The 17,618-nt window shown below is 67.3% G+C and carries 13 protein-coding genes; 4 read left to right on the top strand and 9 right to left on the bottom strand.

Annotated features, from left to right (window positions below):
• Positions 1-30: 30 nt before the first annotated feature.
• A complete protein-coding gene (locus tag IO36_RS29420) occupies positions 31-2,748 on the bottom strand; it encodes a laminin G domain-containing protein (protein ID WP_245173532.1) in 2,718 nt (905 codons plus the stop codon).
• Between the two features lie 2,162 nt (positions 2,749-4,910).
• Here IO36_RS29420 and IO36_RS29410 point away from each other — a divergent pair.
• On the top strand, positions 4,911-5,843 hold the full coding sequence (locus IO36_RS29410) for a hypothetical protein (RefSeq protein ID WP_245173526.1): 933 nt from the start codon (positions 4,911-4,913) through the stop codon (positions 5,841-5,843).
• Between the two features lie 304 nt (positions 5,844-6,147).
• Here the strand turns inward: IO36_RS29410 and IO36_RS29405 are convergent, their stop codons facing one another.
• From IO36_RS29405 to IO36_RS47075, 4 genes are all read right to left on the bottom strand, one after another.
• On the bottom strand, positions 6,148-6,426 hold the full coding sequence (locus tag IO36_RS29405; protein WP_037624123.1) for a hypothetical protein: 279 nt from the start codon (positions 6,424-6,426) through the stop codon (positions 6,148-6,150).
• A 305-nt stretch (positions 6,427-6,731) separates the two neighbouring features.
• Complete coding sequence (locus IO36_RS29400; RefSeq protein WP_209441285.1) at positions 6,732-7,343, bottom strand: hypothetical protein; 612 nt, start codon at positions 7,341-7,343, stop codon at positions 6,732-6,734.
• Between the two features lie 172 nt (positions 7,344-7,515).
• The gene (locus tag IO36_RS29395) at positions 7,516-7,917 is read right to left on the bottom strand and encodes an SMI1/KNR4 family protein (protein WP_037624121.1); all 402 of its coding nucleotides are present in this window, start codon (positions 7,915-7,917) and stop codon (positions 7,516-7,518) included.
• A gap of 191 nt (positions 7,918-8,108) precedes the next feature.
• On the bottom strand, positions 8,109-8,261 hold the full coding sequence (locus IO36_RS47075; protein ID WP_158997565.1) for a hypothetical protein: 153 nt from the start codon (positions 8,259-8,261) through the stop codon (positions 8,109-8,111).
• A 181-nt stretch (positions 8,262-8,442) separates the two neighbouring features.
• On the opposite strand from IO36_RS47075, the gene IO36_RS47070 reads away from it, so the two are divergent.
• Both IO36_RS47070 and IO36_RS47065 read left to right on the top strand, forming a co-directional pair.
• The gene (locus IO36_RS47070) at positions 8,443-8,886 is read left to right on the top strand and encodes a hypothetical protein (protein WP_158997563.1); all 444 of its coding nucleotides are present in this window, start codon (positions 8,443-8,445) and stop codon (positions 8,884-8,886) included.
• 197 nt (positions 8,887-9,083) lie between these two features.
• Entirely contained in the window at positions 9,084-9,350 is a 267-nt protein-coding gene (locus IO36_RS47065) for a hypothetical protein (protein ID WP_158997561.1), read from the top strand.
• A 697-nt stretch (positions 9,351-10,047) separates the two neighbouring features.
• On the opposite strand, the gene IO36_RS29390 is transcribed toward IO36_RS47065, so the two are convergent.
• Together IO36_RS29390 and IO36_RS29385 are read right to left on the bottom strand one after the other, a co-directional pair.
• Positions 10,048-10,461 carry a DUF4279 domain-containing protein gene (locus IO36_RS29390; protein ID WP_037624120.1) on the bottom strand — a complete coding sequence of 138 codons (414 nt, stop codon included), beginning with the start codon at positions 10,459-10,461 and terminating at the stop codon, positions 10,048-10,050.
• Positions 10,458-12,305 (bottom strand): polymorphic toxin-type HINT domain-containing protein, encoded by a 1,848-nt coding sequence (locus IO36_RS29385; protein ID WP_051901042.1) that lies wholly within the window; start codon positions 12,303-12,305, stop codon positions 10,458-10,460. The genes IO36_RS29390 and IO36_RS29385 overlap by 4 nt, the downstream gene beginning before the upstream one ends.
• 1,096 nt (positions 12,306-13,401) lie before the next feature.
• On the opposite strand from IO36_RS29385, the gene IO36_RS29380 reads away from it, so the two are divergent.
• The gene (locus tag IO36_RS29380) at positions 13,402-13,617 is read left to right on the top strand and encodes a hypothetical protein (protein ID WP_051901041.1); all 216 of its coding nucleotides are present in this window, start codon (positions 13,402-13,404) and stop codon (positions 13,615-13,617) included.
• A gap of 1,172 nt (positions 13,618-14,789) precedes the next feature.
• Here the strand turns inward: IO36_RS29380 and IO36_RS29375 are convergent.
• Positions 14,790-16,166 (bottom strand): replication-relaxation family protein, encoded by a 1,377-nt coding sequence (locus tag IO36_RS29375; protein ID WP_051901040.1) that lies wholly within the window; start codon positions 16,164-16,166, stop codon positions 14,790-14,792.
• Between the two features lie 769 nt (positions 16,167-16,935).
• On the bottom strand, positions 16,936-17,559 hold the full coding sequence (locus IO36_RS29370) for a 2'-5' RNA ligase family protein (RefSeq protein WP_078943511.1): 624 nt from the start codon (positions 17,557-17,559) through the stop codon (positions 16,936-16,938).
• Between the last annotated feature and the right edge of the window lie 59 nt (positions 17,560-17,618).

The raw sequence follows: 17,618 nt of genomic DNA, 5'->3' as shown, positions 1-17,618 counted from the left end.
GTGTTCGATGGAAGGGGGTGCCGGCAGCGTCTATGTCGACGGCTGGGCGATCTGGTTGTTCACCTGGTCCCCTGTCATCGCGCCGGTCCACAGGCGCAGCTTCGCGAGGTCGCCGGGCAGGTAGTTGCCCGTCGCGCCGGCCGCTTGGCCGCTGCCTGCCGAGAGCGTGCCGTTGCCTTGCTGCGCTGCGGCAAGTCCGGCATCTTCCTCGCCGACCTGGGCGAAGGGTCCGACATAGAGCTTGGCGACTCCGAAATGCTGGGCTCCGTCGCTCTTGCCGACGAAATCAGCGGCAGCGTCGAAGACACCTGTGACATCGACCCACGTGTTGAGTTCCTTGTCACCGACGGGTTCCTCGGCCGGTGCGAGCGCGGTTGCTACGACCTTGCCGGTGGAGTCGACAGCGGTCCGCCCGAACTTCCATTGATAGATGCCGCTTGCGATCTTCTCGATCCACAGCGCCCAGGAGGATTCCTTGCCTGCCGGTGTGGCCTGGGCCGCGACCAGTCCGCGGTAGCCGTCCGGCTTGGACTCGAGCAAGGTCTTGTTCAGCCGCACGCGTGCGGAGACCGTGAACGAGCCGGTCTCGTCGACCACCGGACCAGTGGCGGAGGCGTACCCGGAGGTGCCGTTCATGACCAGGGCGGTGGCATCCTCGCCCGTCAGTGCGGCTCCCGCATGCAGTGTCAGGCCGCCGCGCTGGTAGGGGAAGGATGTACTGGCCGGGTTGTCCGGATCCTCCGGGCTCTCGATCATCTGGCTTCCGGACGGAGGTGAAATGGTGGCATCCCAGTGCGCGACGAGTTCGTTGGCCGGCACGCCGTCCTGCTCGAGACGGAACTCCTGCCGGACCTGGTCGGGCTGACGGGCGTCCTGGAAGACGGCCGCCTCGTCCAGGAGGCCGAAGAAGTGATCCGCTCCTGTTCCTGCGGACACCGAGCGGCCGAACTGCAGTCCGCCGGTTGCGGCCCAGGGCTCGTAGGAGGCGGCGTCGTCGGCAAGGACCACGGGATCGCCCTGGGGCTGTCCGTTGACGAACAGCTGGATCGTGTCGTCGCTTGTGGTGCTGTCCTTGTTGGTGGCGAAAACCCCGGTCAGGTGGGTCCACACCTTCAGCGGCGGATTAGAGGCGTCAGCAAGGGAGCGGATGAAGACCGGGCTCGACCTGTCCTTGTCGGCGCGGTTGAAGACCCACTTCTTGTAGGTTGCTGAGTAGTACAGGGCGAAGGCGCTGGTGTTGGAGCCTGGCTCCGAGAGCACCACCCGGTTGACGGAGGCATCGGTGAGGTACACCCAGGCGGACACGGTGAACGCGCTCTGAGTGTTCACCGCGGGCGAGGCCGTCGCCGCATGGCCGGTCTGCTCCGCCGGGACTGCGGTGTCGTCGTTCAGACGCAGGGAGTAGTCCCCGGCCCCGCGGCGTGCGCGGGTGGAGCCGCCGGTTCCCGCCTCGCCGACCAGGGTTGCGTTGTGTCGGCTGCCGACAGTTGCGGTGTCGGTCGCCGTCATGGTGCCGGATCCGGGCTTGAGTTCCCCAAAGTGCCAGCGGCCGCTGGCGCCGGGTGCTAGGTCCACCTTCGTGTAGAAGTAGGCGGGCGGACCCCAGCGCACGTTTCCGCTCTTGTCGGTTTTCAGGTCGCTGGCCTCGACGGACAGTGTCTGCAGGCCTGACAGGCTCGGCTTGATGTCCGTGCGGGTCACTGGGGCATTGGTCGTCGACGCGTTCACCGTCTTGGTCGCGGCGGCATCGCTGGTCATGAACCGCCAGCGGTATGCCTTCACGTCCTTGTCTGCCGCGTTGGGGCTGAAGGTGAACGTGCCGGCGATACCCGGGCCGCCATGGGGGGCGCAGTCATCGGTGAGGCACGCCGTGTAGGGGCCGGCCGATGTGATGGACGGTTCTTTCGGGGCCGTTGAGTCAATCCTGAGGTAGCACCATGCCGAGTAGGGCGAGAACAGGTCTCCGGGTGTCCCGTCGTAGCTCCAGTGCGACTGCGTTCGGGCACGGAAGCGGTACAGGCCCCCATCCGCGCGCTTGCTCGTTGTGGCCTTCTCCAGCGTGCCGTCGGGCACCCATCCGGAGTCCGGCTTGTAGTCACTCCACACCTGCGACCAACTGCCGGAGGGGGTGTCGGTGCTGGATCGCTGCATGACGAACTCGGCTTGCAGGGAACCTTCTTCCTCGCCCTGGCGCGGTTCGACCTTGGTCTGCACTCGAGCCTGGACGGTCGGTGTGTCCATGGTCGCCGTCAGCGGGTCGGATGCCGAGGTCTTGCAGGCGGCGGTTGTGCCCGTGCCCGGGATGGCACCGACCGATGTCGGGACGCCGGGCGTGTGCACGTACCAGACCTTCAGCTCCGCGTTGTTGTCGAAACGCTTCCAGGCCCGCGGCTCGGTCTCGTCCTTGGCTCGCAGCATGAGCGTCAGGCGGGGGAACTTGCCGTCCGCGAAGGCCCTCACGGTCGAGGTGAGGTTCTCGTCCGGCTCTTGCGGGTTGTCGTTGAACTCGATCCACGACTTGGGCTGCTCGGGAGAGCACAGGTCCCCGCGGCCTGCGGAGACGTACCTGTCACCCATCTGGTCCAGAGACTTGGGGCCCGGCCATCTGGTGCCTTCGCTGATGTTGTCCGTCCGCTCCAAATCAACCCAGTACGGGGAGCAGTTGAACGACCATGTCTCATAGGCGCGGAATGTCGCATCCAGCACGTGCTTGCCGGCCAAGGCGCCGGGGCCGAACTCGAAGTACATGCGGTCGGTGTAGGCACTGGCGGCGCAGCCGTATCCGTCTGCGATCCCGCACCGGCCCACGCCTTTGGGCTCGCTGAACTTCCAGAACTTGTCGCCGTCCGAGGACAGCTTGGTCCATTCCGAGACGCCCAGGCCCACAGGCGGATCGATGTACACCGGGTAAATGGTGTTCTGTCCGCGGAGCAGGTCCAGGTCCGGGCGCACCGATAGAGAGCCGCCGCTCACGGTGACGGGGAGTTCTGCGGTGGCATCGCCGTCGTCAGGCTGTGCGGGACCAGGATCGTTACCCGGGTTTTCCTGCTGCGTTTGGGTCTGCTGTGCGGCTGAGCTCGCGCGAAGCTGGGTGTGCGGGCCGGCATTGTCGGTTCCGGCGGAGTCCCACATCTGGCCGGCTGGACCGCGGAAGACGGCGTTGCCGTCCGCGTCCACGGCTCGCACGCCGCCTCCCTCGCCGGGAATGACGCTCAGGCCGTCGCCCGTGGCGGTGAGTTTGATCTTCTCCAGCTCGGGGCTGGACGCCGCTTCGGCCGTATTGACCACCACGACCTCTCGATAGCCCTCTGCCGTCGCGGTGAGCTGCAAGTCCGCGCCGGTAACCGGCACATCGGAGTAGGTTGCCGTCGCCCCGTCCAGAGTCGGGGTAGGCAGCGAGGAAGGCCAGCCGAGCTTAAGCTCCTGGCCTTCGTGGTCAAGCCGCAGCAGACTCGAGCCGCTTCCCCCGCCGGAGAACGACATATCCACGACGGACGACTTCGGGCCGATCGTGCCGTCCGATCGCTTCTCCAGCGTGACGTCGATGTCCCGCCAGGCGCCGTCCGTGCCTCGAGCCCGCTGGGGTTCGGTCGTCTGGGTCAGCGTGAACGTGCCATCAGGGTTGGCGACCGTGGTCGTGTATTCGGACCGTGCCGCAGTGACCTCTACCGGCTCACCGGTCGCCGCAGCCCGCTGGGATGCGGACTCCTCCGACACCACCGACGCCCGCGAGGCGGCTCGGGCATCACCAGCCGCAACTACCGTCACCCCCGGCAGCACAGACAGCAGCACCGCAGCCGCAGACACGCCCCCAACTACACCGCGTACGGCCCTTCTTCGAGCACGCACACGACAACTCCCCCGCCGCAGCACCACAGTTCTCACCCCAGCATCACAGATTGTGCACAGGAAGCCAGAGTTAATGACGACTCACATTGCCCCGTCAAGGAGAGTTGAACCACAAAACCGGTCCCGCACAGCCCTATGACCAGCACAAATGTCCGCCATCATCCGATGCGCGACACCCCATCAAGACCAAGACTGTCAATACCCCCCGTGTTCACTAGAAAGACACCGCCGAAGGATTCAAGCCACGCACTTGCACGGAGTCACCCGAAGAATCTGCCCTTCCCGCGGCATCAGATAGACCACAGGCAAAGGGACTAGCCTCGCCCTCACGTACCCACAGACACGATGGGAACCAGCCACGGTGGAGAAACCCCTGCAGCATCGTGATCACCTGGCGTAACTGCAAATCGCATGCGGACGCCCGTACGACTGTGTCTTTGAACTCCTTGCTGAACGAACCGAAAAAACGCAAGCCCGCTGACGGCAAGAAGCCGCCTCCAACGCCCCGCGGCAACCCTTCGCGGACCTCACCGAGATCGGCGGGAGCCGGCGCACAGCGGTGGCTACCGTTGCTTCTAACGTCGTCGCATGAAGCAGGAGTTGAGGGTGGCGGCCTACGCCGTGTGTGTACTAAACGAGGCAATACTCCTCGCGCGCCTGACGTTGAGGGACGGCAGCAAACTCCCCGGTGGATGAACGACCGCGGCGAGGACTCGTACGAGCAGTTCTCGCCTCGTTCTTCGGTAAGGCTCCCTGCCGCACCAAGGTCCGTCGGCCCTCGCCTGCTGCGCTCCCGGCGGAAGCCGAAAAGCTTCGGGGCCGACCTTCTGGTTGATCACCTGGAAGAGGGCCGAAGCGCCGTCGACGGACAGCGGGAGACGGCCCTGGGCGCCTTCGAACAGGCGGACCTGATGGTGGCATGATCGGCTCCGACCGGCTCGACAATAGGGGATGACGTGGGCGGATGGCGGACTGATCCGGCGTTTGCGGTGTGCCGGGCATTGACGGACGGGGCGGAACTGTCCTCGTTCGCGGGCGGACCATATGACGTTCGGGCGGCGGTGGCCGCCCTCCGGCCCCAGGTCAAGGACGGCTTCCTGCTCGACCAAGTCCCCTGGGAGCACTTCCCGGGCGGAGATCGTGTCAGGGAAGCCGTTCACCTGATGCACGTGAACGACTCGTCCGCTCGCACCGGAAGGCTCGTTGTGGTTGGTATGTGCGCCAACGACATGCGGGCCGCGGCCGCTCTGGCTGTGCCGTTCCTGATCCGCATCGCCGCCGATACCGGCCACCCCTACCGTGCCGGCGCGCTCGCAGAGGCCTCCGCCCCGGCCCGCGCCCGCTACTTCGGCGTGGCCTCCCGCGACGAACTGCTGCTCCACCGCACCGACACCCAGGACAGCGATCAGTACGACGACTACGGCGTCGAGGTGACCGGCTACCCCGTCGGCTGGTCGGTCGCCGCCGCCCGGACCGCGATCACCGCCGACATCGCCCTCCTCCAGCCCCTCCTCAGCGACCCCGACCCGTCCACACGCATCCACGCCGCCTACACACTGGCCACCGCCACAGACCCCCACGGGACGGTCCGCTCCTCCTTCCGAGCCCGGCTCGCCGCCGAGCAGGACCCGATCGTCTGCGCCGCCCTGGTCCTCGCCACCGCCGAAGCCACCCGAACCCACCCCCACGCACCGACCATCGCCTGGATACGCGAACGATGGCAGCACCGGTCACAGCCGCCCGAAGTCCAGCTGGCCGCCGCGATCGGCTGGCTCTGCCTCACCGACGAACCCGTCCCCGACGACCTGCGCGCCGCCGTCGACGACCTCGCCACCGACGAACGCGCCCACACCATGGACGCCCTGCCCTGGATGACCGCTGCCAGCGGATCCGGCGAAACGGGACTGCACCGCTGCGTACGAAAGATGCTCCACCCCGACCAGACCGATCCTGAGCACTGCGACGACCCATGGGCCATCTCGTCGAAGTCCTGAGGGCCCGCGGTCTGGGCCAGCGCGGCAACGTCGCGAACTGAATAGGCCAGGCCGGGCATCACCCCGTCTACGCCGACGCGGCGGCCGCCCTCCTCGTCGGGCGAGTACGCGATCACCGGAATGGCCAGACACCCAGATTGGCGGGCTACAGAGGCGGTGCGCGGTGGGTTCGTCAGTTCGAGCCGAGCCCGCCGCCCTCATGTCGCCTGGGGTGCCGAGGACGGACGGACAGCCGACACCGGCCCGCCCTTGGCTCAGGGAGCGGGTACCTCTTCGCTGGTGGCCACGGGGCGGGGGGCGAGAGTCAGATGCGGGTGCCCACCGCGAGGGTGTCATTCCCTGCGAGGCGCGCAATGGCGCGGAGCATGACCGCCAGGCGCCGTTCGTCGAGGCCGGACACCGCGGCCAGCGAGACGCTGAGACCGAGCCCCCGCTGCACACTCTCGCAGGCGAGGATCGTCTCTTCCTCGACCAGAGCCTGCCCGGCGGCCCGCTCGCCGACGGACGCGGCCGACGTGATCAGCCTCTGCGCCCGGCCTTCGAGGAGAACGCCATCTGTGCTGTGGGCCGAGGTCAAGGTCATGCGAACGCCTCCGCAGGGTGTCGGAGCCCGCCACCGGGCCCTCGTCAGCAGTCCCGGCTACACCTGGCAGACCACCCACCAGTCCCCCCAGGCCAAATAGTTCTTCCCGGTCCTGGAGAAGGAATGGGTAGTCGCGCTGCCCGAATTCGGCGGAGTCTGCGAGCACCTCGCTTCCACCACCGGCTACCGCCCTCCCCCACCGGGCCGGCGTCCGCGGCCCGTGCTGGAACGCAGGGTGTAAGCCAGCGGATGCGAACAGGTGAACCGGGCCGCAACGGCCTCGTCGTCGTGCACGGTGTGCGGACTCAGGCCGGCACGCTCTCCCAGGCGTTACGCAAGTCGTCCGGCCAGAAGCGGCTGGGCAGGATCATCGTTTCGTCGCAGGTGGGATGGATGATCAACGGGAAGAGTGCGTGGTCGAGTGTTCCTGCCGGCAAGTGCCGCCGGGCAACCATCACATTCGTGCAGTACACGGCGGGGCTGCCGGTCAGGCTTGGTGGGACCGGCATCCGCATCTCGCGGGACAGTTCCCTGCAGAGCATGTTGGCGAAGGGCTGCAGCAGCGGCTCCGGCAAAAGCTTGCCCTTGACGGAGAACAGAGTGCGTGCCACGTAGCGCAGGTCTTCGGGATGGTCGTCGAACTCCTGGTCCGCGCAGTAGAGCACGACGGCCGGGTGATCGGTACGGCCCGGTTCGTACAGAAGATTGTTGGCCTGCACCAAGGACGCCCAGACCACGACGCCTTGCTCCAGGAGAAAGTCCTGCCGTTTGAGAATCTCGAGCAGGGGATCGCCGGACATCCATATCCGACGAGGTATGCGCAGATACGTCCGCCGCTCTCGCCAGGAGAACGACCGCGGCCCGGAGCCGAAGTTTTCCCGGCACTGCGCAATGAGCTCGGAGGGGGATCGGTGCATCAGTGGATCTTAGGCACCCAGGCGGTACGGGTCAGGCGGAGGCGGATCTCGATACGGATACGGCTGACCTGCAGGTCACAGGCATATCGTCACCAAAACGGTCGTCAATTACGGCCTGCGTCGCAGCGGCGCACTTCGCCAGCCCAGACGGATCAGGCACCCGTTACGCCCGTCAGGAGGGAGGGGGTTCGGAATCGTCCCATTTCCATCCGGTTTCGGGAAACTGCTCGAGCAGGGCAGAGAACGAGGGTGCCTGGTGGACGGCGGACGACCAGTCCTGAGCGGAGACGTCGAGCAGGACGAGGGGCGGGGGCTCTTGCCGAAAGTCGTAGGCAAGCAGCTCGCGGCTTCCGTCTCCTCCGATGACGACGCTCCCGGGGAAGCGTTCCTGGAAGTCGTCGGCCTCATTGACTGCGATCAGCTCCTCAACAGGATTGATCATCAGGAAGTCGTCCGCAGGAGGAACGAACCGGGCGAGGCTCCCTTCCGCGGCCAGGAAGCGCCGGTAGTCCTCGGGAAGCCGGGCTCCGAAGCGGCGCTCGGCCTGCGCGATCTGGTCGTCGTTCGCACTCATGAAGCCGTTCTATCAAGGCTGGTCATGCCCGGTGATGGTGACCGCCGTGAGCTGCAAACCGCCCACCCGGTCAGTGGGCTCGGGCCCGCGCGGTGCAGTGCTCCTGCAGTCGGCGCAGCATGCGGTGGCAGTAGTGGGCCAGGGGCCGGTGCTGGTCCTCGGTGAAGGTGCTGGTGCACCAGCACGGAGCTTCAGTGGGTGACCTGGTCGATGACCGAGTGCCGCACGTCCGCGGCGTAAGCCGACGGGAGGAACTGGGTAACGGCCGTGTTCGCGTAGCGATGGTCGGCCTCGGACGGCCGCAGGAAGCCCCCATGGCCCGGCCGGACCTCTGGAGATACCATCGGCTCTCTTTGCGATCTTCTAGGGGAAACCGTGCGTCGACGTCGAGTATCCATATGTGCCGCTCTGGGAACTCTCGCGCTGGTCACAGCCTGCTCGGACTCACAGGCCTCCCCCACGTCCACCACACAGCCCTTGACTTCCGCAACCACGCAGTCACCGACTACGGCCACCACGCAGTCATTGACTACGGCCACCACGCTCAACCAAGCCGATGAGCGCCTCCACGAACTGCTGCTCAAGGTGACCGCGGCTGCACGGAAGTCGGGACCGCCCCCGATCGGCGCCGTACATCCCGCCGTGAAGACCGCTCCCAACTGCCAGGATCCGGGCACCGCCAGACACACGGTCATCATGTCGCTCCTTCAGGGGGCGGGATCTGCGGACGTTGGCCCGCAAGTCCGAGCCGACCTCCAGAAACAGGGTTGGACCATGGGCGGATGGCGCGCTCAGGGCAAAAGGGGGCGATACACGTCCCCGGGCAAGTTCGGGAAATTCACCATCTTTGTCTCCTACGTGAAGGGCTTCGGCGAGACGGACGTGCTCGCGAACACTCCGTGCCTGAAAGGCTCGCCGCTCACGAAGCCCTCGATGTTCCCCGAACCCGGCAGCACCGACCCCCAGTAGGTTCCCAGCGGTACAAATGAACACGAGGCCGACGACGCCTTCTACGCACCCCAGCCCGCCACAGCCGGCAGAGCCTCTGGAGCTTCGCCACACACCGGGCAGCCGTACTCGTGACCGAGTCGTGCCCGCGGGCCCGGCCGTGCTGTGCACGGCCGGGCCGATGAGCGGGTTGATCAGAAGTCGGGGCAGATGTTCTGGTGCGCCACGTCGAGGATCTTTGCGGCCTTGGTCAGGCCATGCCCCTCCGGGTGGGTGGGGCTGCTCCAGCGCTGGTTGGTCTGATCGATCTGCTTGGCCTTGTCGCCCGGGAACCTCTTGAGGATGCCGCACGTGTCGATGCCGCGATGTACCGCCTTGTCGTCCTTGCCGTGGACGATGTCGGTGTCGATGGCGTTCAGGCCCCTGAGGAAAGCCTGGCGTTGCGCGGCCTTAGGCTCGGGCGGGAGGCCGACGGCCTTGCCTGACGACGGACTGGAACAGCGTCGACCACTGCTGCCCCGACGTGGCCCCAGAGACCCCCGTCATCGCGCGCTGCGCCGTATCCGGACGGGCCTCAGATCGTTGGACCAGGGTCGCGTACGTGGGAGTGGACCTGATGCGCGAACGCCTGAGAGCTCTGGATGCCGCTGCCCGGTCTAGGGTTCTCAGCCATGGCCCGTTCCTTGTCCGCGCTCTGGCGGGGCCGGGCCACACCCCCTTCCCGACGTGGGCCGCTCGTCGTCGAAAACGGCACGGCTCCCTTCCCCAGGGAAGGCCACGGACCTTCCATCACGGGGCGTGCAATCAAGAGCGATTCCTCCTGCCCGCGGGACCACTGACCCTGCTCATGGCCAAGCACCGCCCCGGCAGACGCTGAACCCCGGTACCGATGGGCGCCCGGGATCGACCGCCCGGCACAGGCCGTGGGCTGCGAGGCGGCTCGATGCTGTCGCGCAGCCGGCGGAAGACGCAAACGGCCCGCCCCGTGGAATCACGGGCCGGGCCGTCGACGTGCGTGTGGCGGTGAAGGGCGGTCGCCTACGCGGCGAAAGGCTCCATGAGGCTTCAGCCGGACGATCATCCTCATGGGCTATAGGTGAGGCCCGGAGACACTGTCCTGGGCCAGGTCATCGGCTACCGGCATTGGTGTAGCCGGGGCCGGATTCTGCCCCGGCGGTCGGCTCAGTCGAGATACACGTACTGGTCGATGTCCAGCGACGCTCCGGCCCGGGCCAGCCAGGCCAACAGGTCCGCGCGCAGGAAAATGCCCTTCTGCTGCGGGTCCTCCGGGTCGGTGATCTCTTGGACCACCACGAGGGAGACATAGGCGTCCTTCGAGTCGGCCAAGCGCCCCAGCGCCGCGGCGAACTCCGGTCCCCAGGCCAGGACCACCGGTTCGAGGGCCTCCGGTCGCGGGGACTCGCCCGGGGCCCGGACGTGGCGAATCCAGGTCGCGTGCTTGCGGGGTGGGGACTGGGGGCGCCTGCGGCTGCCGATCGCGGTCGCTTCGTCCGCTTCGCGCCCCAGCCGTGCGGAGATCTCCTGCGGCTGCAGGGATTCGCTGACCACCCTTAGGTACATCCGGAACGCGCTCACGGCCGGTACCTGTAATTCGTCGGAACCAAGATCTTCCCGTCCTTGCTCACGAGGACGACCCTGCCCTCGCCGTCGCGCATCGCGTCGAACCGCGACACGTTGTTCTTCCCCACCCAGTCGGCCTTGAAGCCGTGGGGGTCCTCTCCGACGGTCTTGAGCGCCTTCTCAAGCTGCTTCTCTTTGATCTTGACCAGAGAGCCTCGTTCGATGGCCGCCGCGTCGGGGATCTCTCCCTTGATGAAACCACAGGACGCGTTGTGGACGAGTACGGGTGTGGATCCGGCCAGCACGTAGTAGGTGTGCAGGTCGTTGACGCTCAGGTTGTAGGCGCCCTGCGGCTCCTTCCAGTGCGCGACCTTGTCGATGCGCACCGCGGTGCCGTCCGGGGTGCGCAGCGCATCACCGGAGTTGAGCTCGCGGGCGTCCGACCACTGCCCCCGGTTCTCGACCCAGAAGGGGTGGTGGTCGGTCGCGGTGAGCGTGGCCGGCTCCGCTCCCCCGTCGCCGGCCAGAGTGACACTGGTGAAGTCCTCGTCGTCGGGCGTGTAGATGGTGTCCTCGACCGGCCGCGAGCCGGTGATCCCCGCCTCCGGGTCGGTGGCCAGGACACTGTCGCCGACGGTGATCTGCTCGATGGGCACCGTAGTGCCGTCGCCCATGAGGACCCGCGTGCCTGCCGGGAAGCTGTTGCACTTCGGCATCTTGTCGCCCTTGCGAGCGGCCTTGATGTCTTCCGGGAGCAGCTTGCCCCCGTACTTGAGCCAGCGCATGAGCGCGAGCGAGCCCAGCACGCGGTCGGTGCCACTCACCTTCTCACCGGTGGCCAGGTCGTTGCCGGTGATGGCTTCGATGACGCCCTTGGCGTCCCCGATCCCGGGCATCAGGTTGAGCAGCACGGACATCCGGCGCTCCTGGGCGGCCCGTTCCTCGGCGGTCGTGTTCTTCGACCCGATCCTCTCGGCGAGCTGGGAGAAGTCGAAGTCGAAGTCCGGGATCTCGTGGAGCTTGGAGGCGGCCTTGTCGATGCCCTCGACGGCCTTCTTGGTCTCGTCCAGCCCCTTGTTGGCTTCCTTGACTCCCTCGTTGAGCTTGTCCATCCCCCGGTTGGCCTTCTCGATGCCCTTGTTGGCCTGATCCAGGCCTCGGTTGACCTCGGTGGTGGCCTTGTTCATGTCATCGAGGGCGCCGTTCATCTTGTCGAAGCCGGCGTTGATCTGGTCCAGGCTCTTGCCGATGTCCTTGAAGAAGCCCGCGATGTCCCAGGTGTCCTTCGCTGGCCGGTCATCGACGGGCTTCGGATCGGGGTAGTAGTCGCCGACCGCGACAGCGAGGACGGCCAGGGCCTCAACCGACTCGGTGTGGGCGTCGAGAAGGCGGGAAGCTCTGACGAGGTCGGTGCGCAGCTTGTCCACATGCGGTTTGGCGGCCTTGAAGGCCTTGAGTGTCTGCTCGTAGATCTGCTTCTTCTTGGCCGGGTCGGCTTCTTTGTCCGGGTCGAGCAGGAGGTAGGGCTTGAGCTTGTGCAGCTCGGTCAGCGCCGTCTCCAGTTCCTTGAACGAGCTGCCCTCGTCCTTCATCGCGTCACGGGTGACGTAGAGGAAGACGCCCACGCCGAGGCCGAGCTTGGCGGATTTGAGGGCGAACTCCTTGAGGCAGGAGGGCCGTTCCAGCAGAGGCTGGGAGCCGCAGTCGGAGTACTGCGCCACCTTGGCCGCGATCTCCAGCAGGGTGGGCTCCGCCGCTGGCTTCGACGGCGTCCCGGCCGCCGAGGCGGTGCCCGCGCCCAGGGTCAGGCACAGGGCGGTCGCGAGTGTGACGATCTTCTGTTTTACGTGCAGGTGCATGTTTTCCTCAGAGCACGGACCCCAAGTCGCCGTTCAACGGCAGGAGTCCGCGTTTCCCCCGGGGCGGCTGGTCGGGCCGCCTCGCATTTGCGTGCGTTTCGAACGCGTGGTCGCAATCAGGGTAAAGCGTTACCGACGGTCATGATCAACTCAACTCCTCGCGGGTCGGCGTGCCGCGTCCGAGCAGGTTCTTGACGATCTCCCGCACCACCTGGCCGCCGACACTGGCCTTGGCACAGGTTCTCGATCAGGCTGACACCACTCCCCTTGTCGCGTCGGCCCAACACTCTGACGGCCGTTCCTAGGCCCAGTCCTCGTCGTCGGACCACCCCCGCATCGGCGGGGAGGACCCGAGGTACTGGACGCCGAAGTCCTTGGCGATCGGAACACCCCCGCGGACGCGGGGGTGTTCCGATCAGTCTCCGCGGGCCCGTGTTAAGGCCGAAGTCCTCCCCGCCGACTCGGGGGTGTTCCGCTGAAGGTCGACGACCCCGCAGCACGCCCGCGGTCCTCCCCGCCGACGCGGGGGCGCTCCGCTGCCCAAGGCCGGTCCCCTGCCGAAGAACGTGTCTTCCCCGCCGCCGCCGGGGTGTTCCGTTGACCGGGACCAGGGTTCCGGGCCTGGGTCACGTCTTACCCGCCGACGTGGGGGGGGTTCCGTCCCGGTCGCGGACTGGCTGTGCGGGCTGTGTGTCTTCCCCGCCGAAGCGGGGGTGTTCCGAAGCCCAAGAGGGAGCGCAGCTGCTGCCGCCGTCTACCCCGCCGACACGAGGGTGTTCCGCCGAGGCGGCGCAGACGGCGAAAGACGCAAACGGCCCGCCCCGTAGTACCGGGCGGGCCGTCGACGTGCGTGTGGCGGTGAAGGGCGGTCGCCTACGCGGCGAAAGGCACCATGAGGCTTCAGCCGGACGATCGTCCTCATGGGCTATAGGTGAGGCCCGGGGACACTGTCCCCTTCACAACCACACCCCCCACAACACGACCCCGTGCCCGGACATTCCCGACGGCAGACGAAGCGAGCAGGACCGCAGCCGCCGCCCGGGTGGATGACCCATTCCCTGCCCAACTTCCGCTTGCTATGTAGTCCGACCCTGGCGTGCAGGAAGCAGGGGCACGCGTCGAGGCCGCGGAAGCGAAGTTCGGCATCGAGCTGTCCGCCGCTCTCCCGCCATTCCAGGACTGCTATGCCAGGCTGTGCGGGATGGCGATCTGGTCCGCCTCGGCTGGGACCTGTGCGGGCAAGCACGGCCCCTGGGGGCGGCTCAGCGTCCTTCCCGACGGTCACGAGGACTCGATGGAGGAACCCCACTGAGGCCGCACCCGTGAAGGTCGGCAGGTGGCGTGGGTGGGCAGCGCTGCCAAAGAACAGACGGCTTCGGCTTCGCTGCCCGACCTCGTGACGTCGAGACGCATCAGTCGTTGGGACAGCGCGAACACCGGGAGATGTCAGAGCAAATCCCCCAGGGGCCCGTGCAGTGTCCGGCCGCTCCTCGCCTCACCACCTCGCCGGGGCGCCGGCTCGGTCGGCGCGAGCGCGGAGGGCCGCCGCCCGACGTGCGACGCCCACCTGACGATGCCCGAACCCTCTTACCGCTCCTCCGTCCTGTTCTGCCCCCGCCTTCTAGGGGGCAGAACAGGACGGAGGAGCGGTAAGAGGGTTGTCGGGACGGCTGGTTGGGGCTGGTCAAGGGGTGCGACCTGCGTGAATCGGGATGGGCAGGTGAAGGTGCCGGTAGGGAAGTTGGTAGGGGGATCGGTAGGGGTACCGGTAGGGGAATCGGCGCCGCGCGCATCGGCCCAGCATGTGGCTCAGCAAGTTGGGTGAAGTGCCGGGCCACAGGGGTCCGTCCGAATCGCTGCCCCAGGCCCGGAACTTGCGGGCGAGACACCGGCTGTGGGCATGAGAACGGCACCACCACTTCAAGTCTGGTCGCCGACCCAAGCTGGCACCGTCATTTCCTGCGAACCATCCGCGCGCGGGAGCTGCTCGGGCCGCGCAGGATGCGCCAGTGCGCCTGCGATCACGATGGACAGCCGTCACACGGTAATGCTTACGGCAACGGCCGTTCGCAACGGTCACCCGGCGCCTCAGCGGCTTCTCGTCGTAGCCGCCACGCCTGGGTGCGGCACTTCGGCAAGCAGTACACCGAGTCCGCCCGTTCGGCCCCGCATCCTGGGGCCACAGTTCCCTGCATTGCGCAGCGGTGCACCGGCTTTCTGACCACACGCAAGGATCGCGCCGCTGGCTGGTCGCAGCAGAGAGCGCCACCCCGAGCCCGAACTGGCTAGCAGCTCATCGTAACCATTCACAACAGACACGGGACCTGCACACCGGGTGTCCGGTCATCTCAGGCGTCGTGGAACAGGGCGTCGCTCGCGTCCCTGCCTGTGAACCGGGGCGCGAGGGCTGAGCATTCGACGTCGCTGCCCGGTCTAGAGTGCCAGCCGTAGTCCGGCTCCGGCCGCGCTCTGGAGGGGGTATGGCTACGTACCGCGTGGTCGGCGCCCGAAGAGCGCCTGCCGCAAAGTCGGGTACTGGTAGACATCGCTGCGGCACGACGGACAGTGCCGCCCGTCCTCAGACCCAGCGGGAGCGTCCTCGCCGCGGCCGGTAAGGGGCTCTCCGCACCGCTCGCAGGCCGGTACCACTGAGGCAGGTGATGGAGCAGGCTCGCCGGGCCACAGCTCCGGAGCCTGTCGCGCGTTCCGTCGTGCGGATGCGGCCGCCTGCTCCTGCCCCCATTCGCGCTCCTGATCAGCCTGCCGGCGCAAGGCGCGGCGTTCTTCGGTACGAGCCGACCATGCCGCGCGGTCGTTGGGGTTGGCGAGGGCACCGGTCAGGGTTTCCCAGCGGCCGTGGCCGCACCGCCACCACACCACCCCGCGCGGCCCTCCGTCCCGCAGTCGGTCGAGAGTGGTGAAGAGGATGGGGATCGCGTCGTCGTAGTCGTAGTAGCCGTCCTGGGCGCCGTAGTCGGGATATGCATGCCAGGCGCCGGACCACACGGTGCGGGTCAAATGCATGACGGTGTTCATGCGGTTCTTCAAAGCCTGTGGGCCGATCCGTGTGCCGGGGTTGAACACGATCAGCACCGGCGGGTGCCCGTCACGTCCCGAGGGCCGGTAGTGAGCACGCCAGGCCGGCATCTCGGTGCCCAGTGAGCTCTTCATCCGCGCGCGGAAGTAGCGCACGTACTTCTCGAACTTCGCCGCCAGGACGTCGGCCGACTCAGTGCAGTTGTCGACCTCCACGAACAGCACCGGCAACTCCGCCTCCGGCGCCTGCAGCACCGCGTCCACCCGCACACCGGCCCGGTTCGTCTTGCTGCTGGAGGCGCTGAGAGGGACTTCGGTCGTCCAGGAGCCGATCCACCCCAGCCCCGACGCGACGGGATCAGGCTCGGCGTCCGGCGTCGGCGCGACGGCGGCCGGGGCCGTCGACGGCTCCTCTGTCTGCTGCCGGCGGGGTATCGGGCGGGTCGTCGCGGCGGGCGTACGGGTCATGGCGATGACTGTCTCGTTCACCGCCATCGCGTGCGGGGCGCCCGAACGGGCAGCTCCCCGCGCGGTGCCGCGCATCTCCCCCACGGGCCGTCCCAGGACTTCGGCGGCCGCGTCGAGGCCGAGCGGGGTCAGCGACCAGATCTTGTGCCCGTCCCGGCTGCTGCCCTCGGAGACCGTCAGGCCGTGCCGGGCCAGGTCCAGAGCGGCGTTGCGGAAGGCTTTGTTGTCCTTGTGGCCGGGCGCCATCAGCCGGTGCATCTGACCCGCCGTCGCCAACTTCAACACCCCCAGCGCCGCCAGCACCTGCGCGCGCACCGCGTTCGTCGACCCGTACGGATACGTCTTCGAGCCCCCCACCGAACCCCCCTCACCGCCCGGCCTGCGCAACAGCTGCGCATCATGGCTTTGACCTGCACAAGTTCGGGATCGCGGTGCTCTAGGCAGCCCGGAGAGCACCGCACCTGTTGGGCTCAGGCCACGTGCGCCGGCGCGGCAATGGGTGGCCGTGTTGCGCAGTGTTCGCACCACTGCGAGCGACCAGTGCGCAGTCGGTGCGGCATCGACTGCCCAATGCGGGACGTGGAGATGGACGTTGCGCAGTCGGTGACGGGCAACGCTCCGAGACCGACTGCGCAACCCCTCGTACACCCGCCGTCCTGGGTCCCAGGTTGCTCAGTTTGCTGGCCCGCACGAGGGCGGGTTACAGGCCAGCCCGTAAAGCCGGCGCCGTGGCGTCAAAACTGCCTCCGTACGACATGCACGAGCCTATGCCGCCAGGTAGTCGGGACAGACTCGTACTGCTTTCACCGTAGGAGTGGCGGGGCCGACCAAAGCAACCCGACCAGCCACATCAATTTCCGGTAACGAGCCTCTACCGGTACCTCTCCGGACCCGACCACAGCCCCCACCAGCGCAGGCCAGCGCGACAGACGCGTGGAGCTCCGGGCGCCAAAAAGATCTTGCTCTGGAGCGGGCCCGGCCGTGGCCCCACCACGACCCCCACCGGTGCGAGACCCAAGGACCGGCCCTCCATTCGGTCAACGCTCCTGAGCGTGGCTTTTGATGCGCGGTCTGCTCAGGTATTGGCGGCACCGCAGTGTGCCTTGTGCCTCAATGCCGCCTTGGATCAGCCCAGCGGAACCGTGGCGTACGTCTCCCACTCATACATCTGCCGGTCGCGGTGCAGCACGATCAGTTGGGCACTGGTGATTCGTACACGGGCGGACGTGTGATCAAGGCCTGCCAAGGCAGTTGTAACCGCTGTGGTCGAACCATCGCTGGCGCTGTAGGCCACGGATACGTGAGGTGTGAACCCTTCGGCCTTCTCCGGTACCTCATCGAGGACGTCGCCGATGGCCGCGCGGATGCTGTCGCGTACCCGTCGCACTGGCGTATCCGGGTGAACGTGCAACAGGATGGCTTCCGGGTCAATGACGGCAGGGCCGATCTCGGTATCGAAGGCCGGCACTTCGGCGAGGCGCTCCCCAGCGGCGGCCACGATCTTGTCGACGTCCTTCTCGCTCGTCTCCCCCACGAAGCCGATGCCCTGCATGGTGAGGTGGAGCCACTGATCGGGGATCAGGGTGACGCATTCGCCGAGCGGAGCGAGAGCGGCCCGGTACTCGGCGGCCAGCCGGTGCACATCGTCCTGCCCCTCGAAGGTGAGGTGCCACGTGTAGAAACGGCGGCCCACGCTCCAACCGGGCCGCCACCACCAGTGGTTCCGCATTGCCTCGGTGTCCGATGTCATCGCCGAGATCCAATCAGGCAGCACCGCTCCCTGGCGAAGCGCGAGACGCTACCAGGCTG

Source organism: Streptomyces aureus, assembly GCF_000725495.1.
GTDB lineage: Bacteria > Actinomycetota > Actinomycetes > Streptomycetales > Streptomycetaceae > Streptomyces > Streptomyces aureus_B.
Note: the sequence above shows the minus strand (reverse complement) of the source record. Positions and strands in the feature narration are given on the sequence as shown.

Excerpts from the sequence above, each read along its gene's own strand:
- IO36_RS29420 (WP_245173532.1), bottom strand. The coding sequence starts at position 2,748 with ATGTACTTCGAGTTCGGCCCCGGCGCCTTGGCCGGCAAGCACGTGCTG.
- IO36_RS29405 (WP_037624123.1), bottom strand. The coding sequence starts at position 6,426 with ATGACCTTGACCTCGGCCCACAGCACAGATGGCGTTCTCCTCGAAGGC.
- IO36_RS29400 (WP_209441285.1), bottom strand. The coding sequence starts at position 7,343 with ATGCACCGATCCCCCTCCGAGCTCATTGCGCAGTGCCGGGAAAACTTC.
- IO36_RS29395 (WP_037624121.1), bottom strand. The coding sequence starts at position 7,917 with ATGAGTGCGAACGACGACCAGATCGCGCAGGCCGAGCGCCGCTTCGGA.
- IO36_RS47075 (WP_158997565.1), bottom strand. The coding sequence starts at position 8,261 with ATGGTATCTCCAGAGGTCCGGCCGGGCCATGGGGGCTTCCTGCGGCCG.
- IO36_RS29385 (WP_051901042.1), bottom strand. The coding sequence starts at position 12,305 with ATGCACCTGCACGTAAAACAGAAGATCGTCACACTCGCGACCGCCCTG.
- IO36_RS29370 (WP_078943511.1), bottom strand. The coding sequence starts at position 17,559 with ATGACATCGGACACCGAGGCAATGCGGAACCACTGGTGGTGGCGGCCC.